The sequence below is a fragment of the Streptomyces sp. CNS606 genome (assembly GCF_000426325.1).
Genome location: NZ_AUFD01000010.1, coordinates 48,976 through 73,957 on the forward strand (window position 1 = coordinate 48,976; position 24,982 = coordinate 73,957).

The 24,982-nt window shown below is 72.6% G+C and carries 21 protein-coding genes; 6 read left to right on the top strand and 15 right to left on the bottom strand.

Annotation, left to right across the window (positions count from 1 at the left end; all coding sequences use genetic code 11):
• Positions 1–260 precede the first annotated feature (260 nt).
• Entirely contained in the window at positions 261–1,466 is a 1,206-nt protein-coding gene (gene rocD / locus K304_RS0107795; protein WP_027763285.1) for an ornithine--oxo-acid transaminase, read from the top strand.
• A 94-nt stretch (positions 1,467–1,560) separates the two neighbouring features.
• Here rocD and K304_RS27925 read toward each other — a convergent pair whose 3' ends face one another.
• The 9 genes from K304_RS27925 to K304_RS0107845 form a co-directional block, all read right to left on the bottom strand.
• Entirely contained in the window at positions 1,561–2,301 is a 741-nt protein-coding gene (locus K304_RS27925) for an FkbM family methyltransferase (RefSeq protein WP_051308091.1), read from the bottom strand.
• 277 nt (positions 2,302–2,578) lie between these two features.
• Positions 2,579–3,535 (bottom strand): ABC transporter substrate-binding protein, encoded by a 957-nt coding sequence (locus K304_RS0107810; protein ID WP_027763286.1) that lies wholly within the window; start codon positions 3,533–3,535, stop codon positions 2,579–2,581.
• Between the two features lie 50 nt (positions 3,536–3,585).
• A complete protein-coding gene (locus K304_RS0107815) occupies positions 3,586–5,628 on the bottom strand; it encodes an ABC transporter permease subunit (protein ID WP_027763287.1) in 2,043 nt (680 codons plus the stop codon).
• Positions 5,625–6,725: a glycine betaine/L-proline ABC transporter ATP-binding protein gene (locus K304_RS27935; RefSeq protein ID WP_051308093.1), complete on the bottom strand. Its 1,101-nt coding sequence runs from the start codon at positions 6,723–6,725 to the stop codon at positions 5,625–5,627. Before K304_RS27935 ends, K304_RS0107815 begins: the two co-directional genes overlap by 4 nt.
• Entirely contained in the window at positions 6,725–8,335 is a 1,611-nt protein-coding gene (locus K304_RS27940; RefSeq protein WP_078528779.1) for a GMC oxidoreductase, read from the bottom strand. Before K304_RS27940 ends, K304_RS27935 begins: the two co-directional genes overlap by 1 nt.
• Positions 8,336–8,397: 62 nt before the next feature.
• Positions 8,398–9,897: an aldehyde dehydrogenase family protein gene (locus K304_RS0107830; protein ID WP_027763288.1), complete on the bottom strand. Its 1,500-nt coding sequence runs from the start codon at positions 9,895–9,897 to the stop codon at positions 8,398–8,400.
• A gap of 263 nt (positions 9,898–10,160) precedes the next feature.
• Positions 10,161–11,150, bottom strand: a complete 990-nt coding sequence (locus tag K304_RS0107835; RefSeq protein WP_027763289.1) for a malate dehydrogenase — start codon at positions 11,148–11,150, stop codon at positions 10,161–10,163.
• Between the two features lie 323 nt (positions 11,151–11,473).
• Positions 11,474–11,929: a DUF3017 domain-containing protein gene (locus tag K304_RS0107840; RefSeq protein WP_027763290.1), complete on the bottom strand. Its 456-nt coding sequence runs from the start codon at positions 11,927–11,929 to the stop codon at positions 11,474–11,476.
• Positions 11,930–11,977: 48 nt separating this feature from the next.
• Complete coding sequence (locus K304_RS0107845) at positions 11,978–12,841, bottom strand: bifunctional methylenetetrahydrofolate dehydrogenase/methenyltetrahydrofolate cyclohydrolase (protein WP_027763291.1); 864 nt, start codon at positions 12,839–12,841, stop codon at positions 11,978–11,980.
• 352 nt (positions 12,842–13,193) lie between these two features.
• Here K304_RS0107845 and K304_RS0107850 point away from each other — a divergent pair, with 352 nt between their 5' ends.
• Genes K304_RS0107850 through K304_RS0107860 form a run of 3 tightly spaced genes read left to right on the top strand, consistent with a single transcriptional unit; the run spans position 13,194 to position 15,125 of the window.
• A complete protein-coding gene (locus K304_RS0107850) occupies positions 13,194–13,835 on the top strand; it encodes a hypothetical protein (protein WP_027763292.1) in 642 nt (213 codons plus the stop codon).
• Between the two features lie 44 nt (positions 13,836–13,879).
• Positions 13,880–14,458, top strand: coding sequence for a hypothetical protein (locus tag K304_RS0107855; RefSeq protein ID WP_027763293.1), 579 nt, complete (start codon positions 13,880–13,882; stop codon positions 14,456–14,458).
• Between the two features lie 49 nt (positions 14,459–14,507).
• Positions 14,508–15,125, top strand: coding sequence for a hypothetical protein (locus K304_RS0107860; RefSeq protein WP_027763294.1), 618 nt, complete (start codon positions 14,508–14,510; stop codon positions 15,123–15,125).
• Between the two features lie 106 nt (positions 15,126–15,231).
• Here the strand turns inward: K304_RS0107860 and purH are convergent, their stop codons facing one another.
• Together purH and purN are read right to left on the bottom strand one after the other, a co-directional pair.
• Complete coding sequence (purH, locus tag K304_RS0107865; RefSeq protein WP_051308094.1) at positions 15,232–16,851, bottom strand: bifunctional phosphoribosylaminoimidazolecarboxamide formyltransferase/IMP cyclohydrolase; 1,620 nt, start codon at positions 16,849–16,851, stop codon at positions 15,232–15,234.
• A complete protein-coding gene (gene purN / locus K304_RS0107870; protein WP_027763296.1) occupies positions 16,848–17,489 on the bottom strand; it encodes a phosphoribosylglycinamide formyltransferase in 642 nt (213 codons plus the stop codon). Before purN ends, purH begins: the two co-directional genes overlap by 4 nt.
• 234 nt (positions 17,490–17,723) lie before the next feature.
• Between purN and K304_RS0107875 the strand changes: the two genes are divergently transcribed.
• A complete protein-coding gene (locus K304_RS0107875; RefSeq protein ID WP_027763297.1) occupies positions 17,724–18,599 on the top strand; it encodes a hypothetical protein in 876 nt (291 codons plus the stop codon).
• Positions 18,600–18,612: 13 nt separating this feature from the next.
• On the opposite strand, the gene K304_RS27945 is transcribed toward K304_RS0107875, so the two are convergent.
• Positions 18,613–20,205: a cell division protein PerM gene (locus tag K304_RS27945; RefSeq protein ID WP_051308096.1), complete on the bottom strand. Its 1,593-nt coding sequence runs from the start codon at positions 20,203–20,205 to the stop codon at positions 18,613–18,615.
• Positions 20,206–20,360: 155 nt separating this feature from the next.
• Between K304_RS27945 and K304_RS31640 the strand changes: the two genes are divergently transcribed.
• Positions 20,361–21,344 (top strand): hypothetical protein, encoded by a 984-nt coding sequence (locus K304_RS31640; protein WP_051308098.1) that lies wholly within the window; start codon positions 20,361–20,363, stop codon positions 21,342–21,344.
• 52 nt (positions 21,345–21,396) lie between these two features.
• Here the strand turns inward: K304_RS31640 and sucD are convergent, their stop codons facing one another.
• The 3 genes from sucD to K304_RS0107900 all read right to left on the bottom strand — a co-directional run bounded on the left by sucD (position 21,397) and on the right by K304_RS0107900 (position 24,914).
• Positions 21,397–22,281: a succinate--CoA ligase subunit alpha gene (gene sucD, locus K304_RS0107890; protein WP_027763298.1), complete on the bottom strand. Its 885-nt coding sequence runs from the start codon at positions 22,279–22,281 to the stop codon at positions 21,397–21,399.
• Between the two features lie 21 nt (positions 22,282–22,302).
• On the bottom strand, positions 22,303–23,475 hold the full coding sequence (sucC, locus tag K304_RS0107895) for an ADP-forming succinate--CoA ligase subunit beta (RefSeq protein ID WP_027763299.1): 1,173 nt from the start codon (positions 23,473–23,475) through the stop codon (positions 22,303–22,305).
• Between the two features lie 218 nt (positions 23,476–23,693).
• Positions 23,694–24,914, bottom strand: coding sequence for a VWA domain-containing protein (locus tag K304_RS0107900; protein WP_027763300.1), 1,221 nt, complete (start codon positions 24,912–24,914; stop codon positions 23,694–23,696).
• Positions 24,915–24,982: the final 68 nt, after the last annotated feature.

Genomic DNA, 24,982 nt, shown 5'->3' on the forward strand with positions numbered 1-24,982 from the left:
CTCAGAGCGGGCGGCCCCGGCGGGCCCACGGGGCGCGACTCGGACGGGAATCACACCCCCGGTACGCCGTCCGGCGGTGCGCGCGCGGGAGTCGGTCCGGTGGCGGTGCGGTTTCGCAGGGTGACGACCTGCCAAGGATCACCTCCCCGGGTTCACGGAGCGGCTCCGGGGACCGACGATAGAGAGGGCCGGTGCCACACCCGGCGCAGCCGGCCGCCTGCCCTACCAGGTACGAAGACGAAGATCGAGAGGACCCACCCATGGTCGCTTCTTCCGAGCTGATCGCCGCCTCGGACGCGTACAGCGCGCACAACTACCACCCGCTCCCCGTCGTCGTCGCCTCCGCCGACGGCGCGTGGATGACGGATGTCGAGGGGCGGCGCTACCTGGACATGCTCGCCGGGTACTCCGCGCTGAACTTCGGTCACGGCCACCGCCGCCTGATCGACGCCGCCAAGGCCCAGCTCGACCGCGTCACGCTGACCTCCCGCGCCTTCCACCACGACCGGTTCGCCGAGTTCTGCCAGGAGCTGGCCCGGCTGTGCGGCAAGGACGCGGTGCTGCCGATGAACACCGGCGCCGAGGCGGTCGAGACCGCGGTGAAGACCGCCCGCAAGTGGGGCTACCAGGTCAAGGGCGTCCCGCAGGGCAAGGCGAAGATCGTCGTCGCGGAGAACAACTTCCACGGCCGTACGACGACCATCGTGTCCTTCTCCACCGACGAGGAGGCGCGGGCCGACTACGGGCCCTACACGCCGGGCTTCGAGATGGTGCCGTACGGCGACCTCGCGGCGCTGGAGGCCGCGGTCGACGAGAACACCGTCGCCGTGATGCTGGAGCCGATCCAGGGCGAGGCGGGTGTGCTGGTGCCGCCGGCGGGCTACCTGCCGGGGGTGCGCGAGCTGACCCGTGCACGGAACGTGCTGTTCATCGCGGACGAGATCCAGTCCGGCCTGGGCCGGACGGGCGCCACCTTCGCGTGCGAGCACGAGGGCGTGGTGCCGGACGCGTACCTGCTGGGCAAGGCGCTCGGCGGCGGCGTGGTGCCGGTCTCCGCGGTGGTCGCGAACCACGACGTGCTGGGCGTGTTCAAGCCCGGCGAGCACGGCTCGACGTTCGGCGGCAACCCGCTGGCCTGCGCGGTGGGCCTGGAGGTCGTACGGATGCTGGAGACGGGCGAGTACCAGCAGCGGGCGAAGGAGCTGGGCGAGCACCTGCACCACGAACTGGGCGTGCTGGCCGGCGACGGCGCGGTGCGCGAGGTGCGCGGACGCGGCCTGTGGGCCGGTGTGGACATCGACCCGGCGCACGGCACCGGACGGCAGATCTCCGAACAGCTGATGGCTCAGGGCGTGCTGGTGAAGGACACCCACGGCTCGACCATCCGGATCGCGCCGCCGCTGGTCATCACCAAGGAGGACCTGGACTGGGGCCTGGACCAGCTCCGCTCGGTCCTCGCGGGCTGAACCCCGCCCGCCCCACCGCCCCGGCGACCCGCGGATCGCCGGGGCGGCGCACGGCGACCGCGCCGGGCGCGTGCGCCGCGCCGGCGCGCGCGTGTCAGGCACGCACGGCGCGCACCATGGAGTACCGGTCCTCCGCCTCGGTCATCGGCGCCTGCTGCACATCGACCTCGAAGCCCGCATCCCTCAGGATCCCGCAGATGGCGTCCAGGCGGCCGTCCATGTCGACGACTTCGGCGACGACCCGCTTCACCCGCGGCCACTGACTCTCGTCGACGCCGCGCAGGACGTCCGCCTCGGCACCCTCCACGTCGATCTTGAGGAGATCGACGGTGCGGCCTGCGGGGATGAACGCGGCGAGACGTTCGACGTCCGCGGTGACCTCCTCGGCGTGGTAATAGTGCTCGACCGTTTCGCGGTCCACCTTCTCCGCCATCTGGTCCTTGGGCAGTTCCTTGATCTCCGGGTGCCGGGTCGAATTCGCCGGGAGAAGCGGATAGAAGGAGAAGGTCACGCCCCGCTCGGTCGTGCTCCCGAGCGCGCACGGATGCAGTGTCACGCCGTCGATGCCGTGCAGTGCCATGTTCTTCTCGAAGAGTTCCCGCGATGCCGACATCGGCTCGAAGGAAACGACTTCGGCGTCCGGATGGTGCGACTTGAGGTAGAGGACGAAAATGCCGACGTTTCCGCCGGCGTCGAGCACGAAGGGGCGCTCCGGCAGGTCCAGACCGCCGTAGCATTCCTGCCGGAATATCTCGTTGTAGATGTACTCCATTTCCACAGCGCTCTGCGTGTAGACCTTCAGAGCTCCGTCCCCCAGCTCCACCAGCTCAGCCATCGTCACATCCTCGCGTCAAGCGGCCGAGTCCCGGATGACGCACAGAGAATTCCGGCCGAAAAGGGCAATGTCAGGAGATCGACGCAGCCTACTCGCCGGCGCTCACCGAAAGGGCCGATCGGCCGACCACTCATACATGCCCTACGCACGGCACCTCCCGGCCGTGCCGCTCGCCGGCGTGCGACGCGTCCCGGGACGGCGCTGCGCCCCGCCGACCGGGTCCGGTCGGCGGGGCGCAGCGGCACGGTGACGGCCCTTCAGGGCCGCGCGCGGTGCGTCACTTCTTGGGGATCCACTGCTCCCAGGTGGACTTGTTGCTCTTGATCCACTTGGCTGCCGCGTCCTCCTGGTCCATGCCGTCACCGGCGATCATCTGGGCGACCTTGTTCTGGTCCTCGGTCTCCCACGAGAAGTTCTCGAGGAACTGCGCGGCCTCGCCGCCGTCCTTCTCGAAGTCGGCGTTGAAGTACTTCTGCAGCATGAGGGTGTCGTAGCCGCACTTGATCGGCTTCGCCTCGAGGCAGCCGTCCTCGTAGGGCGGAAGCTCGACCTCGACCATGTCGATCTCGGCGTTCATCCACTGCGGCTGCCACCAGTAGCCGACGAACGGCTTCTTGGCGTCGTAGAGCCGCTTGATCTCCTTGAGTTCGGCGGCCTCGCTGCCCGTCGGAACGATCTTGAAGTTGAGGTCGAGGCTGTTGATCAGTTCCTTGTCGTGCGTGGTGTACGACGGGGCGGCGCCCAGGAACTGGCCCTTGCCGCCGCTCTCGGAGGTCTTGAAGTCCTGCCAGAGCTTCTTCAGGCCCTTCCAGTTCTTCACCTCGGGGTGCTTGTCGGCGTAGTACTTGGGCACGAACCAGCCGATGTGCCCCTCGACGCCGAGGTCGCCGCCGTTGACGACGGTCTTCTTCTCCTCGACGTACAGCTTCTCCTTCTTCGGAACGCCGCCCCAGTCCTCCAGGAGGGCGTCGGCGTTGCCGCTGTGCAGCGCGTCGAACGCGGCCGGCTCGTCGAGCTGCTTGACCTCGACGTCGTAGCCCATCTCCTGCTCGAGCAGCTTGGCCGCGACGGCGACGTTGGCCTGCGCGCCGACCCAGGAGGGCTGTGCGAGCGTGACGCTCTCACCGCCGCCTCCGCTCGTGTCGGTCTTCGCCGCGCAGGCGCTCATGCCGAGCATGCCGACCACGGCGGTGCCGGCCAGGACGGTGGTGCGTATCCGCTTGCTGTGCTTCATGGAGTTCCTTCTTCTGTGTTGTGTACGGGAAACGATCCGGGGGCCAGGCCCTAGCGCCGCCCGCGGGCGCGCTCGACGGGCTGGGTGACGCGGTCCAGCAGGACGCCCAGGCAGACGATGGCGATGCCGGCCGACATGCCGAGCGCCAGGTTGCTCTTCGCGAGGCCGGTGACGACGTCGATGCCCAGCGCACCGCCGCCGACCATGCCGCCGATGACGACCATCGACAGCACCAGCACCACGCCCTGGTTGGTGGCGACGAGCAACGCCCGGCGCGCCAGCGGGAGCTGGACGCCGAAGAGCTGCTGCCGTCCGGTCGCGCCCAGCGAACGGGCGGCCTCCAGGGCGGCGGGGTCGACCTTCGCGACGCCCTGCGCGGTGATGCGGACGACGGCGGGGAGCGCGTAGACCACGGCCGCGGCGATGCCGGCCGTGCGGCCGAGACCGAAGAGGGCGAGGACCGGAATGAGGTAGACGAACTGCGGCATGGTCTGCATGGTGTCGAGGACGGGTCGCAGCATGCGTTCCACCCGGCCCACACGTGCGGCGAGGACCCCGAGCAGGAAGCCGAACAGCAGCGTGATCGCCAGACCGGCGAGCACCTGCGACAGCGTGTCCAGGGAGCGGTTCCACAGCCCCATCACCCCGATGAGACCGAGCGCGAGGACGCCGCTCAGCGCAGCGCGCCAGGAGGCCACCGCCCAGCCGAGGGCGGCCGCGAGCAGCAGCACGGCCCACCACGGGGTCGCCAGCAGCCCGTCGCGCAGCGGGTTGAGCACGACGTTGGTGAAGGCGTCGGACCAGGTGAGGGTGCCGCCGATGAGGGGGACGCCGGAACCGGCGTGCGCGGTGAACCACTCGGTCGCCGCCTGCAGCGGATCGGCGATGTCGACCGTCCACGCCTCCGGCCACTCGCGGTCCCAGAGCCGGGCGCCGACCGTGGCCAGCACGGCGGTGAGGACGGCGAGCCCGGCCCACAGCGGGCCGCCGCGCAGCCGGGCCGCCCAGCCGGAGCCGGGGGCGGCGTCCTCGTCGATCCGCTCACCGGCCGCCGCGGTGGTGCGGTCCAGCAGGACGGCCAGCAGGACGACGGCGATGCCGGCGACGAGCGCGTCGCCCATGGCCAGGCTCGCCAGCGCCTGGTAGATCTCGTTGCCGAGCCCGCCGGACCCGATGAGCGAGGCCAGCACGACCATCGACAGGCACATCATGATCGCCTGGTTCAGCCCCAGCATCATCTCCTTGCGCGCGAGCGGCAGCCGCGCGGTGCGCAGCCGCTGCCAGGGGCTCGCACCGAGCGAGGCGGAGGCCTCCATCGCCGCGGGGTCGGCGCCGCGCAGGCCGAGGGACGTCAGCCGGGCCATCGGCGGGGCCGCGTAGATCACGGTGGCGACGGCGGCGGACGGCACGCCGATGCCGAAGATCAGCAGGAACGGGATCAGGTAGGCGAACGCCGGCATCACCTGCATGGTGTCGAACACCGGGCGCAGCATCCGCTCGCAGCGGTCGGAGAGGCCCGCCGCGAGGCCGAGGAACATGCCGAGGACGGCGGCGGCGAAGACGCAGACCGTCATCAGGGCCAGCGTCTCCATGGTGGGTTCCCACATGTCCAGCACGCCGCAGACCGCGAAGACGCCGAGGGCGGTGCCCGCGGTCTTCAGGGCCCGGCGGCCGAGGTCCGCCCCGCCGGCGGCCCAGGCGACCAGGGTGCCGACACCGGTGACCCCGATCCAGCCGAGGGAGAGCAGCAGCGACTCGATCGCATCGACCGCGGCGGTGGCGTTGTTGCTGATGTGCAGCAGGAAGTAGACGAAGAGCCAGTGCGAGTCGCGGTTGTCGACGAGCCAGCTGTCGACGTCCCGCAGCGGCGCTTCGACGTCGAACGTCCACGCCTTCGGCCAGGTGCCCTCGCCGAGAACGAGCGCGCCGAGGACGGCGACCAGCAGGGCGGCGGCGACGGCGGTGAGCCGGGGGTTGCCGAGGAGTCTCGCGGCGCCGCCCGGCGGGCTGCCGTTCTCGTCGCGGCCGGTCGGCGGCTTCGGAGTGGGAGCGGTCTTCGGGGGGTCCGACCGCTCCAGGGCGGGGGCGCTCATGCCGGGGCCACCTCCCGGGCGTCGTCCCGGCCCTCCCCGGCGTCGTCCAGCCGGGCGACGACGGAGAGCAGTTCCTCGTGGCCGACGACGCCGAGCAGCTTCGTGCCGTCCATCACCCGGACCGGTTCACCGGTGCGGGCGACGGCCTCGATGGCGTCGGAGACCAGGGTGTCGGGGCCGACGGCCGCGCCGGACCCGGCGGAGTCCGCGCCGTCCGCGGGACGCATCGCGCTGCGCACGGTGACGACCTGCTCGCGCGGCACGTCGCGGACGAAGTCGCGCACGTAGGCGTCGGCGGGCCGGGTGACGATCTCCTCCGGGGTGCCGAGCTGCACGATCTCGCCGTCCCGCATCAGGGCGATGCGGTCACCCAGGCGCAGCGCCTCGGAGAGGTCGTGGGTGATGAAGACCATCGTGCGGCCCTCCTCGCGGTGCAGCCGGACGACCTCCTCCTGCATGTCGCGGCGGATCAGCGGGTCCAGCGCGCTGAACGGCTCGTCGAACAGCAGCACCTCGGGGTCGACGGCCAGGGCGCGGGCCAGGCCGACGCGCTGCTGCTGGCCGCCGGAGAGCTGGCCGGGGCGGCGCTCGCCGAGGCCGTCCAGGCCGACCTTGGACACCATCTCGGCCGCCTTGGCGCGGCGTTCGGCCTTGCCCATGCCCTGGATCTCCAGGCCGTAGGCGACGTTGTCGATCACGCTACGGTGCGGGAGCAGGCCGAAGTGCTGGAAGACCATGGAGGCGCGGTGCCGGCGCAGTTCGCGCAACCGGGTGCGGTCCATGGCGCGGACGTCCTCGCCGTCCATGACGAGTTCACCGGCGGTCGGCTCGATCAGCCGGGTCAGGCAGCGCACCAGGGTGGACTTGCCGGAGCCGGACAGTCCCATGACGACGAAGACCTCGCCCTGCTGGACGTCGAAGGAGACGTCGCGGACGGCGGCGGTGCAGCCGGTGCGGGCGCGCAGTTCGCCGGCGCTCAGGCCGGCCAGGTCCGTGTTGCCGGGGACCTTGTCGGCCCGTGGACCGAAGACCTTCCACAGGTTGCGTACGGAGAAGACCGGGCCGGTCTTGGTCGTGGCCTCAGCGGTTTCGGACATCACGCAACACCTCCCGGTGCGTTGTCGGTCGCGGTTTCGTGCGCGGCGGTTCCGTGCGCGGCAGATGCGTCGGTCGCCGCCCCTCCGTGGGCGGCGGCCCGGATCAGGTCGGCGGCCTTTTCGCCGACCATGAGGACGCCGATCATCGGGTTGACCGCCGGCATGGTCGGGAAGACCGAGGCGTCGGCGATGCGGACGCCGTGCAGCCCCCGGACGCGCAGTTCGGGGTCGACGACGGCCAGGGAGTCGCCGGCCGCGCCCATGCGGCAGGTGCCGGCCGGGTGGTAGACGGTGTGCGCGACGCTGCGGGCGTACGCGCTGATCTCCTCGTCCGAGACGACCTCGGGGCCGGGGCACACCTCACGCGTGAGCCAGTTCGCCAGCGGCGCGGTCCTCGCCACCTCGCGGGCCAGCTTGACGCCATCGACGAGGGTGCGGGCGTCGTAGTCGTCCTCGTCGGTGAAGTAGCGGAAGTCCAGGGCCGGTTTGACCTCGGGGTCGGCGGAGGTCAGGTAGAGCCGGCCGCGACTGCGCGGCTTGGGGATGTTCGGGGTCATCGACACCCCGTGCTCCGGCTTGGCGTAGCCGATGCGCTCGGGATTGTCGGTGAACGGGATCTGGTAGAAGTGAAACATCAGGTCCGGGCCGGTGGACTCCGGGTCACGTCTGACGAACAGGCCCGCGTCCGAGTCCATCGCGGAGTTCTCCGGGATGGGTCCGTCGGTCTCCCAGACGACCACCGACTCCGGGTGGTCGAGCAGGTTCTCCCCGACGCCCGGCAGGTCGTGCCGGGCCGTGATGCCCAGCGCCTCGAGGTCCTTCGCGGGCCCGATGCCCGAGTGCAGCAGCAGTCGTGGCGTGTCCACGGCGCCGGCGCACACCAGCACCTCGCGGGAAGCGCTCACGAGCTGCTCCCCACCGTCCCCGCCGCGGACGTGGACGCCGGTGACGCGGTCGCCGTCGAGCTGCAGCCGGTACGCCCAGGTCTCCAGGAGGATGTCCAGGTTGGGGCGGTCGCCGGACCGGATGTGCGGGTGGAGGTAGGCCACGGAGGCGGAGGAGCGCTTGTTGTCCTCCGGGTGGTAGGCCAGGTCGAAGAAACCGGCGCCCTCGTGGAAGGGGCCCTTGTTGAAGCCCTCGACGCGCGGCACGTCCAGCGCCGCGGTGGCCGACTCGACGAAGTCCCGGGCGATGGCGTTCCGGTCCCGCTCGTCGACGGCGACGACGTTGTTCTTCAGCTTCCCGAAGTACGGGTCCATCGCGGCGGCGTTCCAGCCGGCCGCGCCGGCCTGCTCCCACTCGTCCCAGTCGGCCGGCAGCGGCTTGAAGGAGATCAGCGTGTTGTGGGAGGAGCAGCCGCCGAGGACGCGGGCGCGGCTGTGCCGGATGTGCGAGTTGCCGCGCGGCTGCTCGGTCGTCGGGTAGTCGTAGTCGAGTTCGCCGCCGAGCAGACCGAGCCAGCGGCGCAGGGTGAGCACCTCGGGCCGGTCGATGTCGGACGGTCCGCCCTCGATCACGGCGACCCGGACCGCAGGGTCCTCGGTGAGCCGGGAGGCGATCACGGAACCGGCCGTACCGCCGCCGACTATGACGTAGTCATAGGTGGGCATGTGGGGTTGTGCTCCTCGGGGGTGAGTCCTGTGCTCGGGCCTGACGGGTCACGGGCCCGGGGTCAGCCCGCGAACCAGCGCACCGGTTCCGGCCGCAGGTTCTCGTAGACGTGCTTGGTCTCCTGGTACTCGGCGAGTCCGTGCGGGCCGAGTTCGCGGCCCGTCCCTGACTTGCCGAAGCCACCCCATTCCGCCTGTGGGAGGTAGGGGTGGAAGTCGTTGATCCAGACGGTGCCGTGCCGCAGCCGGGAGGCGACCCGGCGGGCGCGTGCGGTGTCGGCCGAGAACACCGCGCCGGCCAGGCCGTACTCGGTGTCGTTGGCGAGCGCCACGGCCTCGTCCTCGTCGGCGAAGGTCTCCACGGTGAGGATCGGCCCGAAGGTCTCCTCGCGGACGACCTTCATGCCGCGGTGGCAGTGGTCCAGCACCGTCGGGGCGTAGAAGTACCCGTCGGCGGGACGCACGCCGGACGGCTCGGGCCGTTCGCCGCCGCAGCGCAGCACGGCGCCCTCGTCCAGCGCGGAGGCCACGTACGCCTCGGTCTTGGCGAGCTGCTGGGCGGAGACCAGCGGGCCGCACTCGACGTCCTTCTCGGTCCCGCGGCCGAGCCGGATCCGCTGTGCGCGGGCGGCGAGTTCGGCGACGAAACGGTCGCGGACGGACTCCTCGACGATCAGCCGGGCGCCCGCCGAGCAGACCTGGCCGCTGTGGATGAACGCGGCGTTGAGGGCCTGGTCGACGGCCGTGTCGAAGCCCTGCTCGGTGGCGCAGGCGTCGGCGAAGACCACGTTCGGGTTCTTGCCGCCGAGTTCGAGCGCGACCTTCTTCACGGTGGGGGCGGCTGCCTGGGCGACCTTGACGCCGGAGACCAGCCCGCCGGTGAAGGACACCAGGTCGACGTCGGGATGCGCGGAGAGGCGGGCGCCGACCGGGTCGCCGGGGCCGGTCACGAGGTTGGCGACGCCGGACGGCAGCCCGGCCTCGGCGAGCAGCTTCACCATGTGGAGGGTGCTCAGGGGGGTGATCTCGCTGGGCTTGAGCACGAAGGTGTTGCCCGCGGCCAGCGCCGGGGCGACCTTCCAGCTCGCCTGGAGCAGCGGGAAGTTCCAGGGGGTGATCATCGCGCAGACGCCGACCGGTTCGTGCACGACGACGCTGTGCACGTCGGGGCTGCCCGCGTCGACCACGCGGCCGGCGGAGTTCGACACCAGGTCCGCGAAGTAGCGGAAGGCGGAGGTGACGTCGTCGACGTCGACCCGGCCCTCCTCCAGGGTCTTGCCGGCGTCGCGCGACTCCAGGAGGGCGATCTCCTCCCGGTCGCGCTGGAGCAGCTCGGCGACCCGGCGCAGCAGCGCCGCCCGCTCGGCGACCGGGGTGTGCGGCCAGGGCCCGGCGTCGAAGGCGCGGCGGGCGGCCGCGACGGCGGCGTCCGTGTCGGCCGCGTCACCGTCGGCGACGACGGCGAGGACGGTGGCGTCCGCGGGGTCGAGGATCTCCCTCGTGCCTCCGGCTGCGGCGCTGCGCCACTCGCCGTCGACATGGATGCTGTCGGTTACGGACACCGTGTGTACTGCCTTCCCCTGTGCGAGATGTGCCTGGCCGCCCGCCGGACGTGCACGCGCAGGGAGGCGTGCGCCGGGGGCGTGCGGCCAACCTCGAACCCTGCCCCGTTCCTCCGTTCTCATGTCTGCGGGCCTGCGAGAAGTGGGGTTCCTCACCCGTAACCGGAGGTTACGGGTGCACGGGGCCCGGTGGCTGGTCTCGACGGGTACGCCGACGGCCCCCGGCGGGATGCCGGGGGCCGTCGGTTCAGAACAGGCCGTGCTCAGAGCAGGCCGAGGCCGCGGACGGCCTCGCGCTCGTCCGCCAGCTCCTGGACGGAGGCGTCGATCCGGGCCCGCGAGAAGTCGTTGACCTCCAGGCCCTGCACGATCTCGTAGGTCCCGCCGGAGCAGGTGACCGGGAAGGACGAGATGAGGCCCTCGGGCACCCCGTAGGAGCCGTCGGACGGGATGCCCATGGAGGTCCAGTCGCCGTCCGGGGTGCCGTTGACCCAGGTGTGGACGTGGTCGATGGCCGCGTTGGCGGCCGAGGCGGCGGAGGAGGCGCCGCGGGCGTCGATGATGGCGGCGCCGCGCTTGGCGACCGTCGGGATGAAGTCGTCGGCCAGCCACTTCTCGTCACCCACGGTCTCGGCGGCGTTCTTGCCCGCGACCTCGGCGTGGAAGATGTCCGGGTACTGGGTCGCGGAGTGGTTGCCCCAGATGGTGAGCTTCCGGATCTCCGAGACCGGCGCGCCGGTCTTCTTCGCCAGCTGCGAGAGGGCGCGGTTGTGGTCCAGGCGCGTCATGGCGGTGAAACGCTCGGCCGGCACGTCCGGCGCGGCGGCCTGCGCGATGAGCGCGTTGGTGTTCGCCGGGTTGCCCACGACGAGCACCTTGACGTCGTCCGCCGCGTGGTCGTTGATGGCCTTGCCCTGCGGCTTGAAGATGCCGCCGTTGGCCTCCAGCAGGTCGCCGCGCTCCATGCCCTTCGTGCGCGGGCGGGCGCCGACGAGCAGGGCCACGTTCGCGCCGTCGAAGGCGACGTTCGCGTCGTCGGTGATGTCGATGCCGTCCAGCAGCGGGAAGGCGCAGTCGTCCAGCTCCATCGCGGTGCCCTCGGCGGCCTTCACGGCCGGCGGGATCTCCAGGAGGCGCAGCCTGACCGGCACATCGGGGCCGAGGAGGTGGCCGGAGGCGATGCGGAAGAGCAGCGCGTAACCGATCTGCCCGGCAGCGCCGGTGACGGTGACATGGACGGGAGTGCGGGTCATGTGGCGGTCTCCGTAGTACTGACGGTGGCGTCGGGTCTCCCCTTCAGCGCAGCACTTGGAGGAGGCTCCCTGCCCTTACTGGCGGGTCTCTCGACGTAGAGAGATCCGGCGTCAGGCTATCCGACGCCCTCCCTGCACACGAGGCAGCCGCCCGCTCAGGAGGGGGAACGGCGGGCGGCTGCCGGGTGTGGCACACCCGTGGGGGGTTGCATGTTCGCCTGCCCGGACTCCGGCGGACCATGCGTACGACTTCGCGGAAACGTCGCACAGGGTGACGAACGTCACTTCCGGGCGCATCGGGGCCCGTGCAAGACGGGCGCGCCTCAGTCGATGACGAAGTGGACGATGTCGTCCAGGATCGGGATGTTCAGCCACGGGTCGGGCTGAGCCATCATCGCCAGCAGCGTGATGCCGGCGCCCAGCACGCCGTACGTGGCCACGTCGGTGAACCGGGAACGCACCGCCAGCATGCCGACCGACGGCAGCCACCAGCGCAGCAGCCCCGCGCCGAGCACCGTCAGGCCGATGGTGAGGGCGCCCCCGCGGAACGAGCCGAGGGAGACCAGCAGGCCGACCAGCACGCCCGTCGCGACGACCAGCATCGGCCACTGCCGGGCCGGCGCCGGGGCGTCGCCCGGCGCCGCGCGCCCGCCGCCCTCGGGGCGCGCGGTGTCCCGGGTGAAGACCGGGAACCGGCGCGACCGCTGCGGCTCCGGCCCCGTCGCGGAGGGCGCCTCGCCGGCCGGCTCCGACGCGGACGTCCTGTCGTCGGTCCCCATGTGCCTCGTCACCTCTTCTCCTCTTTCCTCTCGCGCCTCAGGGAGTGCTCAGGCCGCGACGGCGGCCTGCCGCTCCGCGGCCTCGACGACGTTCTGGAGCAGCAGCGCCCGCGTCATCGGGCCGACGCCGCCGGGGTTCGGCGACAGCCAGCCCGCGACCTCGGCCACCCCGGGGTGCACGTCTCCGACGATCTTGCCGTTCTCGTCCCGGCTCACGCCGACGTCCAGCACGGCCGCGCCCGGCTTGACGTCCTCGGGCTTGATCAGGTGCGGCACACCCGCCGCGGCCACCACGATGTCGGCGCGGCGGAGCTGCGCGGGCATGTCGCGGGTGCCGGTGTGGCACTGCGTCACCGTCGCGTTCTCCGAGCGGCGGGTGAGCAGCAGCGGCAGCGAACGGCCGACGGTGATGCCGCGGCCGACGACGACCACGTCGGCGCCGTCGATCTGCACCTCGTGCCGCCGCAGCAGCGACAGGATGCCGTTGGGCGTGCAGGGCAGCGGCGCCGGCTCGTTCAGCACCAGGCGGCCGAGGTTCGTGGGATGCAGGCCGTCGGCGTCCTTGGCCGGGTCCATGAGCGCCAGGACGCGGTTCACGTCGATGCCGCGGGGCAGCGGCAGCTGCACGATGTACCCGGTGCAGGCCGGGTCCTCGTTCAGCTCGCGCACCACCGCCTCGATCTCCTCCTGGGTGGCGGTCGCGGGCAGCGTGCGCTGGATGGAGGCGATGCCGACCTGCCCGCAGTCGCGGTGCTTGCCCGCGACGTACTTCTGGCTGCCGACGTCCTCCCCCACGAGCAGCGTGCCCAGACCGGGCGTCACGCCTCGGGCCCTGAGGGTGTCGACCCGGGTGGCGAGTTCGGACTTGATCGCGGACGCGGTGGCCTTGCCATCGAGAATCTGGGCGCTCATGACGTCCATTCTCCCGGATCGGCGACGGTCGGCTCCACTCGCGCCGCGCCGCGGAACGCCCCGGCGCGCCGCGTGCACCCGAAAGCGGACAACGCAGACGGGGCGCGTCTCAGATTCGCCACATTTGCCGATCTTGACTGGACAGCCTCTTGCGCGCCCACCACGATGGAGGATCGGCGCCGCCGTCCCCACGGTCGGGCGCCGGTCGTATCGGGGGAGATCGTCGTGCGCAGCGCGCACCACTCGCACCGCTCACGCCTCACGCAGTCCGCTGCGGGGCGGGACGCGTGCCGGTGGCTCCCCGGAGCCCTCGGCACCGCCGCGCCGTCTGCACCTTCGGAGGACACCGCTCGTGAGCTACCCACCCCAGCCGGGTCAGGACCCGAACAACCCGTACGCCCAGCAGCCCCAGGGGCAGCCCGGCTACGGCTACCCCCAGCAGCAGGCGCCGGGCTACGGCTACCCGCAGGACCCGCAGCAGGCCGCGTACGGCTACCCGCAGCAGGGCGGCCTCTCGGCGTACGGCGGCCCGGCCGAGCAGGGCTACCCGATGGGCGCGGGCTACGGCGTCCCGGCCCAGATGCCGAGCCCGGTGAAGACGGTCCGCATCATCAACTTCGTCCTCGGCAGCCTCGCCGTCGTCGGCACCCTCGGGCTGATCCTGGTGGCCGCGCTCTTCAACGACGCCATGAACGACCCGAGCGTGGCGGCCGACCCCGACGCGGGCATGGTGGCCGACCTGGGCACCGGCGTCTTCGTCTTCCTGGCGTTCCTCGCCGCGGCGAACGCCGTCTACTCGTTCCTCTGCGCCGTCAAGGCCAAGACGGGCGGCCCCGGTTGGCGCATCGCCACCATCGTGCTGGGCTCCCTCTCCATCCTCGGCGGAGTCTTCAGCCTGCCGACCGGTGTGGTGAACATCGCACTGGGCATCCTCATCATCGTCTTCATGTGCAAGGCCGAAGCGAAGGCCTGGTACGACCGGCCCCGGTACTGACCGCCGGGACGACCGGGAATCCCCTCAAAAAAGGAACTGCCACCATGAGTTACCCCTCCCAGCCGGGCCAGGACCCGAACAACCCCTACGCCCAGCAGCCCCAGGGCCAGCCCGGCTACGGCTACCCCCAGCAGGACGCCGGCCTGCCCTCGTACGGCGGCGGCGCGGACCCGGCCTACGGTGCCGTCGGCGTCCCCACGACGATGCCCAGCCCGGTCAAGACCTCCCGGATCATGCTGTACGTGACGGGCGGCCTCAGCGTCGTCGGCGCGGTCCTGATGTTCATCGCCGCGGCGGCCATCGGCAGCATCGCCGACGACCCGGAGCTGCAGGGCGACGCCAACCTCGAGATGCTCAACGACCTGGGCACCGGCCTGCTCGCCGGAATGGGCGTCCTCTACCTCGCCTTCGCCGTCGCGGGCATCCTGCTGGCCGCGAAGTTCACCAAGGGCGGCAACGGCGTGCGCATCGGCGCCATCGTCTACAGCGCGCTGGTCGCCCTGGTCGGCCTCCTGAACATCGCCTCCATCGTCAGCCTGGTCTTCGTGGTCATGGCGATCCTGGTCATCGTGTTCCTCTCGAAGGCCGACGGCAAGGCCTGGTTCGACCGCCCGCGCCACTGAGCCCATCCGACGCCCACGGCGGGCGTCCCACGGAGGTAAAGTCTCGGTCATGAGCTATCCGCCCGATCCCAACAACCCGTACGGGGCCGCCCCTTCGGGCGGCTACTACGGTCAGAAGCAGCAGCCGGCACCGGGCTACGGCTACCCGCAGCAGCCGACGGCACCGGGGTACGGCTACCCCCAGCAGCAGCCGTACCCGGCGGGGCCCGGCATGCCGGGCGGGGGTCCCCAGCAGGGCATGCCCGCGCAAGCGGTCACCGCCCGTGTGCTGCTCTTCGTCGCGGGATCGCTGTGGGCGCTGATGGGTCTGCTGATGCTGATCGGCTCGCTCGCCGCGCAGTCGATGCTGGAGGAGATGGACGTCGCCGACAGCGGTGAGGCGGTCGGCGTCGGCCTGCTGCTCTTCCTGCTGTTCGGCGGCCTGGCGGCGCTGCACATCGTGCCGGCCTCGATGTTCGGCAAGGGCGGCACCGGGGCGCGGGTCACCGGCATCATCGCGTCGTCGCTGAACTCCCTCGTCGCGCTGCTCGCACTGCTGGGCGGGGCGTCGGACGGCAACGCCGTGGGCGTGGTCATCTCCATCCTCTGGACGGCCACCGCCGTGGTGACCGTGATCTTCCTGGCCATGGGCCCGACCGGGGCCTGGTTCAACCGCCCCCGGTACTGACCCACGCGTGGCCGCGTGAAGAGGGCCGCCCCGGACCGTACGGTCCGGGGCGGCCCTCTTCACGTGCGGCACCGTCGCCGCGCCCGGCGGCCGACGGTGGCGGCCGTCAGTGGAAGAAGTGACGGGTGCCGGTGAGGTACATGGTGACGCCGGCCGCCTCCGCGGCCTCGATCACCGCGTCGTCGCGGACCGAACCGCCGGGCTGCACGACGGCGCGGACACCGGCCGCCGTCAGCACCTGGAGGCCGTCCGGGAACGGGAAGAACGCGTCGGACGCCGCGTACGCGCCGGTGGCCCGCTCCTCCCCCGCCCGCTGCACGGCGAGCTTCGCCGAGTCGACGCGGTTGACCTGCCCCATGCCGACGCCGACCGTGGCGCGGTCCTTGGCGAGCAGGATGGCGTTGGACTTCACCGCGCGGCAGGCCCGCCAGGCGAAGGCGAGTTCGGCCAGCTCGTCCTCCGGCAGCGCCTCGCCGGTGGCCAGCGTCCACCGCGCCGGGTCGTCGCCGGACGCCTGGAGCCGGTCCGCGGCCTGGAGCAGCACGCCGCCGTCGATCGGCTTCATCTCGACCGGGTCGGAGGGCGCCTCCACACAGCGCAGCACCCGGATGTTCTTCTTCCGTGTCAGCGCCTCGACCGCGCCCTCCTCGTAGCCGGGGGCGACGACGACCTCGGTGAAGATCCCGGCGACCTGCTCCGCCATCTCCTTCGACACCGGCCGGTTGACGGCGATGACCCCGCCGTACGCGGACAGCGGGTCGCAGGCGTGGGCCTTGCGGTGCGCCTCGGCGACGTCCGAACCGGTCGCGATGCCGCAGGGATTGGCGTGCTTGATGATCGCGACGCACGGCTCGGCGTGGTCGTGGGCGGCGCGGCGGGCGGCCTCGGTGTCCACGTAGTTGTTGTAGGACATCTCCTTGCCGTGCAGCTGCTCGGCCTGTGCCAGACCACCGTTGCCGGTGGCGTAGAGCGCGGCCGGCTGGTGCGGGTTCTCGCCGTAGCGGAGCACGGAGGTGCGCTCGTAGGTGGCGCCGAAGAACTCGGGGAACGCGGTCGGTTCGCCGGGCTCGTTCTCGCTGGAGCCGCCCGCCGCGTAGCCGGCGGCGAACCAGGTGGCGACGGCCACGTCGTACGCGGCCGTGTGCTGGAACGCCTCGGCGGCCAGCCGCTTGCGCTGGTGCAGCGTGAAGCCGCCGTCCCCCACGGCCGCGAGTACGGCACCGTAGCGGCCCGGGTTGACGACCACGGACACCGACGGGTGGTTCTTGGCGGCGGCGCGGACCATCGACGGGCCGCCGATGTCGATCTGCTCGACGCACTCGTCCGGGGTGGCGCCGGAGGCGACCGTCTCGCGGAACGGGTAGAGGTTCACGACGACCAGCTCGAACGGCTCCACGCCCAGCTCGGCGAGCTGGCTGCGGTGGTCCTCCAGGCGCTGGTCGGCCAGGATGCCGGCGTGGACGCGGGGGTGCAGCGTCTTGACGCGGCCGTCCAGGCACTCGGGGAAGCCGGTCAGCTCCTCGACGCCGGTGACGGGGACCCCCGCGTCGGCGATGCGGCGGGCGGTGGAGCCGGTGGAGACGATCTGGACACCGGCCCCGTGCAGGCCGCGGGCCAGCTCCTCCAGGCCGGTCTTGTCGTAGACGCTGACCAGAGCGCGGCGGATCGGCCGCCGGGTGCTGTCGTCGGCGGCACCGGAGGCGTTGTCAGTGGCGGTGGCGGTCACGGGATCAGTACCTTTCGTCCCTTGATGCGGTAGCCGTCACGGGCCAGACGCCCGACGACCTCGACGAGCAGCCGTCGCTCGACTTCCTTGATCCGTTCGTGCAGTGCGGCTCCCCCGTCGGCGTGGTCCTCCTCGGTGACCTCGACCACGCCCTGGGCGATGATCGGGCCGGTGTCGACGCCGTCGTCGACGAAGTGGACGGTGCAGCCGGTGACCTTGACGCCGTACTCCAGGGCGTCGCGCACGCCGTGCGCACCGGGGAAGCTGGGGAGCAGCGCGGGGTGCGTGTTGACGAACCGTCCGCCGAACCGCGCCAGGAAGGCCGGTCCCACGATCTTCATGAAGCCCGCCGAGACCACCAGGTCCGGCTCGTGGGCGGCGGTCGCCCCGGCCAGCGCCCGGTCCCAGGCGTCGCGGTCGGCGTGGTCGCGTACGCGGCAGACGAAGGACGGCAGGCCGGCACGCTCGGCGCGGTCCAGGGCGGCGATCCCGTCGCGGTCGGCTCCCACGGCCACCACCTCGGCGCCGTACGCGTCGACGCCGTGCGCCGCGATCTCGTCCAGCAGCGCCTGGAGGTTGGTGCCGGAACCGGAGACGAGCACGACGAGACGGGCGGGACGGTTCCGGTGCGCTGCCACGGCGGTGCACTTTCTGGCGAGGCGGAAAGGGGGGTTCGAGTCGGCGAGGGGCTTCGTAGGGACCCACAAGTACGTGGAGCACCGGTTTCCGGGGAACTCTACGAACCGGTCGACCGTCGGCAACGATACCGGCACCCTTCCGGCCCCTCGCGGGACGGGGGCGCGTGGGGCAGGTAGCGTCGGGCGGGTACGGGCCCGCCGGCACGGAGAGAAGCAGGGGAAGACACACACCACATGACCGACCGACGCCGCCGCACGGCCCACGCCGACACCGACCCCTCGCGCGAGGACAACCCCTTCGCCGCTCCGCCCGAGGGCCGTCCCGACCGGCCCTGGCAGCCGCGGGGGCCCGAGGGCGGCGACGACCGGGGAGGCCCGGGAGACGGCGGGCCGGGCGGGGACGGCACCGGCGGCGGGCCCGGCGAAGGGCCGGGGTCTTCGGGGCCGCACGGGTCGCAGGGCTCGCAGGGCTCGCAGGGCTCGCAGGGCTCGCCGTGGGGCGGGCGCTGGAGCACGCAGCAGCCCGGCCGCCAGGACGGCGGCTTCGGCGGCCCGCGCCGCCCGGACCAGGGCGGCGACGGCGGCCGGAAGACTCCCGGCATGCGCTGGGACCCCACCGACCCCAAGCAGCGGCACGCGCGCTATGCCCTGCACGGCGGCATCTGGGGCCTGTTCTTCGCGGTGCTCGGCCAGTTCGAGATCGGACTGCTGCTCGGTGCCCTGTCGGTGTACTGGGGCGTGAGCGCGCTGCGCGGCCCGTCGAGCGTGCGGTCCGCAGCGTCGGCTCACGCCACGGCGGAGGATGTGGCGGGCACGGACCGGGCGGGCGGCGGGCGCGGCGGGGGCGGCGCCTCCCGCCCGGCGGGCACGGAGCTCACCGTCACCCCCGCGCAGGCCGCGAAGGCCCGGCGGGCGGCGGCGATCAGCGGCCTGGTCGCGGGTGGGCTGGCGCTGTTGAGCGTCGTCGGCGGGTTCACCCAGCGGATGGTGTACGAGGAGTACTACACCTGCCGGCAGGACGCGCTGACGCAGGCGGCCCGTGAGCAGTGCGAGGACCTGCCGGACGACCAGGTGCCGTTCTGGCTGGGCGAGCAGCCCTCCGGGCAGTAGCGCCCGGGGCGGCTCAGTCGCCCCGCTCCCGATCCCGGTCTCCGTCCCGGTCTCCGTCCCGTCCGCGGGGCGAGAAGTCGTTCATCAGGCCGCCGGACGCGGCTTTCAGCGCCGCCCACCGGGACCGGCGCGCGCCCGTGTCGTGCCAGGCCGGATCGTCGGGCCCGTGCCCGGGCCCGGGCACGTCGCCGCGGCGCAGCCGCATCCGCCGGCGGACGTTCTCGGCGAACGCGCCGCGTGCGCGCAGGCGCCACGCCCGCAGGCCCAGCGCGGTCGGCACGCCGAGCACCGCCGTCCACGCCGCTGCCGCGGCACCGGTCGCCCACCAGGTCGGCCCGACGTGCGCCAGCGCCCCCGTGCCGAGAGCGCCCGAGGCGAGGGCGGCCAGCGCCGCCAGCGCCGTCCCGCAGAGCGCTGCGGCGGCGCACACCGTGAGCGCCGTCTCGCGCGCGTCGAGGGTGTCCTCGACCCCGTAGCCCCGGGGCAGCGGAGCGGCCACCGGGGCGGCGTCCCGGCCCGCGCTCACCCCGGCCGCGAGCCCTGCGGCCACCGGAAGCGCCACGGTGGCCCAGGTCAGCGGTGGGCCGGGGATGCCCGTCGGCAGCGCCGCGAACAGCGGGAAGGACACCGGCAGCGCCCCGCCGTCGGCTGACGCCGCGAACGGGCCCGCCATGCCCGCCGCGCCGAGCGCGAATCCGGGACCGAGCCCGTACGACGCAGCCCAGATCACGGCGTTCGGCAGCAGGGCGAGGGCCAGCAGCACCACCGCCGTCCGGCCCGGCCCGTTCCCGCTGAGGCGTTCCACGGCCGCCCACGCCTCCTCGCCGTGCAGGCCGAGGGCCAGCAGCGTCAGCACCAGGCCGCCGCCGAGGAGCAGCGCGACACCCAGTCCGGCCGCGCGCAGCGCCGGACCGGCGCAGGCCTCCGCCGCGCCGCGGAGGGCCGGTCCGGGACGCCCCAGGGACATCCAGACCACGACCGCCGCGGCCGCGGACGCGGTGCCCGCCGGCCACGCCGCCGCGCCGAGCGGATCGACCCGGAGCGGTCCGTCGTGGGCGTAGAGGGCGACGGCGGTCCCGGCGAGCAGGTAGCCGGCGACGACCGTGGCGGCGATCCGTACGGCCCCGGTGCGGTCGGGGGAGGCGTCCGCCGGGTCGGGGGACGCGGCCGCGAGGGCGGGGAAGGCGTCCGCGAGGGCGTTGCGCACGGCACGGCTGATCAGCCAGAGCGGCAGCGCCGCCGCCAGCAGCGGTGTCAGGTCCACCGGGACGGCTTCGCCGGTGACGGTGCCGGTCCGGACGAGGCCGGCGCCGTGGGCCGTCAGCCACAGCGCGGCGGCGACGTGCAGAGCCCCCTCCGGCCCGCCCTGCGGTGCGGGCGAGGCGATCCAGAGCAGCAGGACGACGACGGCCAGCAGCCCGAGGCCGAGCGCGGCGGCGATCAGCCCGCCCAGCAGCCGTGCGGCATGCGGCCGCCAGCCGCGCCGCGCACCCTCCGGAGGGGCCGCCCGGCGCGGCGCACGGGCGCGGGGTGCCGCGTGAGGAGCTGTGCCGTCGGCTGGTCCGTCCGGGTGGGGCGGGGAGGGCCGCTGGATCTGGTGGCTCACGGCGCCATGCTGCCAAGACCTGCCGTTTTCACGGCGGATGGCCCGCTTCGTCGTGGTGTCGCAGCTCATGCGGAGAGCGCACTTTTCACACAGTATGTCTGGTGATCCCGGAGGTGGGACCCGAGGACGACCAACCGCTGTGTGAAGAGGTACCTATGACGGTGCGACAGGCGTGGGGGACCGACCGGAGGCGCCCCTGCCGCACGCGCCGCCCCGGGCAGGCACAGGCCGCCTTCGACCTGCTCCACCTGCGCCACGCCACGCCGTTCACCCGCCAGGCCTACCTGCTGTGCGGCCATCCCGGGATCGCCGAGCGGGCCGTCACCCACGCCTTCCGCACCGCCTGGGAGCACTGGCCGGAGGTCGCCGGGGACCGCGACCCGGCCGGCTGGGTGCGGCTCGTGGCCTACGACTACGCGCTGTCCCCCTGGCACGGGCTCGTACCCGGACGCCGCACCCTCCCGGCGCATCCCGGCCCGCCCGCGGACCGCGCCCTGCTGGCCGGGCTGCTCGCCCTGCCCCGCCCGTACCGGCGGTGCCTGCTGCTGCACGACGGCCTCGGGCTGGACCTGGCCGCCACCGCCGCCGAGACGGAGGCGAGCACCGCGGCGACCCGTGAGCGCCTCGCCCATGCGCGGGAGATGCTCACGGCGCGCGTGCCGGAACTGGGTGACGCCCGCGCCGAGCGCCGCGTGCCCCTGCTCGCCCACCGGCTGGGGCTGCTCCTGGCCGCCCCGCACGTCCGCACCCCGCTCCCTGCGGCCCATGTGCGCGAGGACTGCGAACGGACCAGCCGGCAGCGCACCGGAGCGGCATGGGGACTGACCACCGTGGTGGCCGCCGCCGTGACGGTGGCGCTGGCCGCGCCGGGGCAGGGGGGCGCCGAGCCGGGGCCGGCCGGGGACGCCCGCAACGGCGGGGTCGCGCCCACTGCGTCGCCCTCCCCCACCACGTCGGCCCCGGGGCCCGCGCCGGGCGTCGCGCCCGGGGCGGCGTATCTGCCGGAGGTGCGGTCGGGGAACTACCGGGTGCACCTGGTCGAGCGGGACGGGCGGGCGACCGTCCAGCCGCAGGCGCGTCCCACCGGCCCGGCGAAGAAGGCGGGTCCGGAGAAGAAAGCGGGTCCGGCGGAACGCTGACGGGCCCGCACCCCGAGGGTGCGGGCCCGTTCACGCGTGCGACGGCCGGTGGTCAGCCGTTCAGCAGCTCGCGCGCCAGGCGCGCGGTCTCGGACGGGGTCTTGCCGACCTTCACGCCCGCGGCCTCCAGGGCCTCCTTCTTCGCCTGCGCGGTGCCGGAGGAACCGGACACGATCGCACCGGCGTGGCCCATCGTCTTGCCCTCGGGAGCGGTGAAGCCCGCGACGTAGCCGACGACCGGCTTGGAGACGTTCTCCTTGATGAAGTCCGCCGCGCGCTCCTCGGCGTCGCCGCCGATCTCACCGATCATGACGATCAGGTCGGTGTCCGCGTCGGCCTCGAACGCCTGCAGGGCGTCGATGTGGGTGGTGCCGATGACCGGGTCGCCACCGATACCGACGCAGGTGGAGAAGCCGATGTCCCGCAGCTCGTACATCATCTGGTACGTCAGCGTGCCGGACTTCGAGACCAGCCCGATGCGGCCCGGCTTGGTGATGTCGGCCGGGATGATGCCGGCGTTCGACTGACCGGGGGTGATGAGACCCGGGCAGTTCGGGCCGACGATGCGGGTCTTGTTGCCCTTCTGCGTCGCGTAGGCCCAGAAGCTCGCGGAGTCGTGCACCGCGATGCCCTCGGTGATCACCACGGCGAGCGGGATCTCGGCGTCGACGGCCTCGACGACCGCGCTCTTGGTGAACTTCTCCGGCACGAAGATGACGGTGACGTCCGCGCCGGTGGCCTCCATGGCCTCCTTGACGCCGCCGAACACCGGGATCTCGGTGCCGTCGAAGTCGACGGTGGTGCCCGCCTTGCGCGGGTTGACGCCGCCGACGATGTGGGTGCCCGACGCCAGCATGCGCTTGGTGTGCTTCTGGCCTTCGGAGCCGGTCATCCCCTGGACGATGACCTTGCTTTCCTTGGTGAGGAAGATAGCCATGTTCTTGTGCGTCCTCGTCCCTTACTTGGCGGCCAGCTCGGCGGCCTTGTCGGCCGCTCCGTCCATCGTGTCGACCTGCTGCACCAGCGGGTGGGCGGCATCGGTCAGGATCTTGCGGCCCAGCTCGGCGTTGTTGCCGTCCAGACGCACGACCAGCGGCTTGTTGACGTCCTCGCCCTTGGACTTGAGGAGTTCCAGGGCCTGGACGATGCCGTTGGCGACCGCGTCGCAGGCGGTGATGCCGCCGAAGACGTTGACGAACACGGAGCGGACGTCCGGGTCGCCGAGGATGATCTCCAGGCCGTTCGCCATGACCTCGGCGGAGGCGCCGCCGCCGATGTCCAGGAAGTTGGCCGGCTTCACGTTGCCGTGGGCCTCGCCCGCGTACGCGACGACGTCGAGGGTGGACATGACCAGGCCCGCGCCGTTGCCGATGATGCCGACCTGGCCCTCGAGCTTGACGTAGTTCAGGCCCTTGGCCTTGGCGGCGGCCTCGAGCGGGTTGGCCGCGGCCTTGTCCTCGAGCGCGGCGTGGTCGGGCTGCCGGAACTCGGCGTTCTCGTCCAGCGACACCTTGCCGTCCAGCGCGATGACCTTGCCGTCACCGGTCTTGACCAGCGGGTTCACCTCGACCAGGAGGGCGTCCTCCTTGATGAAGACGTCCCACAGCTTCCGCAGGACGTTCACCACCTGGTCGTGCAGCTCGGCCGGGAACTTCGCGGCCTCGACGATCTCGCGGGCCTTGGCCTCGGTCACGCCCTCGATCGCGTCCACCGGGATCTTGGCGAGGGCCTCGGGCTTGGTCGCCGCGACCTCCTCGATCTCGACACCGCCCTCGACGGAGGCCATGGCCAGGAAGGTGCGGTTGGTGCGGTCGAGGAGGAAGGAGACGTAGTACTCCTCGGCGATGTCGGCGGTCTGCGCCAGCATCACCTTGTGGACCGTGTGGCCCTTGATGTCCATCCCCAGGATGGCCCGGGCCTTCTCGACCGCGTCGTCGGCGTCGGAGGCCAGCTTCACGCCGCCCGCCTTGCCGCGGCCGCCGGTCTTCACCTGCGCCTTGACGACCGCGCGACCGCCGAGTCGCTCAGTCACCTCGCGCGCCGCTTCGGGCGTGTCGATGACTTCACCGGCCAGCACCGGTACGTCATGCTTGGCGAAGATGTCCCTCGCCTGGTACTCGAACAGGTCCACGCGCGTACGTCCCCTTAATCAGTGGTATCGCGGTCGTTGTCAGCGTGGGCGTGCCGCGTGGCCGCGGCGTCACCGATGGCGCGCGGCATGTCCGCCTTGCAGGGTAGCTCTGTCGGTGAGTGCTCCATGAATTCCAGCTCACACCGGCGCGGTGACACCTGTCACAGCTCGTGCGCGTCTCCTCCGGCCCGCCGGCCGCCTCCCGCGGGGCCCGGACCTCAGTCGTCGTGCGGCACGGGCAGCGGCCGCTTCTCGATCGCGGCCGCCATGACCTCGGGGAACAGGTCCGGGGTGCAGGCGAACGCGGGCGCCCCCAGGGCGGCCAGCGCGGCGGCGTGCACCCGGTCGTACGCCGGTGCGCCCTCGTCGGACAACGCGAGCAGTGTGACGAACTGGACTCCCGCGGCCTTCATCGCGGCGACCCGTTTGAGCATCTCGTCCCGTATACCGCCCTCGTACAGGTCGCTGATCAGCACCACCACGGTCTCGGCGGGGCGGGTGATCCGCGACTGGCAGTAGGCGAGCGCCCGGTTGATGTCCGTACCGCCGCCGAGCTGGGTGCCGAACAGCACGTCCACCGGGTCGTCCAGCTCGTCGGTCAGATCGACGACGTTGGTGTCGAAGACGACCAGACGGGTGTCGAGCGACCGCATGGACGCCAGCACCGCGCCGAAAACGGACGCGTACACGACGGACGACGCCATCGACCCCGACTGGTCGATGCACAGCACGACGTCCTTCTTGACCGCCTGCGCGGCGCGCGCGTAACCGACCAGCCGCTCGGGGACGACGGTGCCGTGGGACGGCAGGTAGTTCTTCAGGTTCGCGCGGATGGTGCGGTCCCAGTCGATGTCCCGGTGACGCGGGCGCGCGACGCGCGCGGACCGGTCCAGGGCCCCGGTGAGCGTCGCGCGGGTACGGGTCGCCAGCTTCCGCTCCAGCTGCTCCACCACGGCGCGGACCACGGCACGGGCCGTCTCGCGGCTCGACTCGGGCATCGCCCTGTTCAGGGAGAGCAACGTGCCGACCAGGTGCACGTCCGGCTCCACGGCCTCCAGCATCTCCGGCTCGAGGAGCAGCGAGGACAGGCCCAGCCGGTCGACGGCGTCCCGCTGCATCACCTGGACGACCGAGGCCGGGAAGTAGGTACGGATGTCACCGAGCCAGCGCGCCACGCGCGGAGCCGAGGCCCCCAGGCCGCCGGGCCGGTCGGCGGAGCGGTTCCCCTGCCCGGGGCCGTCGGTGCCGCCGTAGAGGGCCGCGAGGGTGCGGTCCATCGCGGCGTCCGCACCGCCGAGCGCGTAACCGGTCCCGTCGGTGTCCTGGCCGTCGCCACCCCCCAGCACCAGCCGCCACCGCCGCATGCGCTCCCCGCCCCCGGCGCGGAACTGCTCCTCTGCCACGTCCTCCCCCACTGCCCCGCTCCCTGTCCGCGTCATCGCTCTCTCCCCTCGTCCCGAACCCTGCCGCTCACTCCGCGCCGCCCTGGTGACCCGTCGCCGGCGAC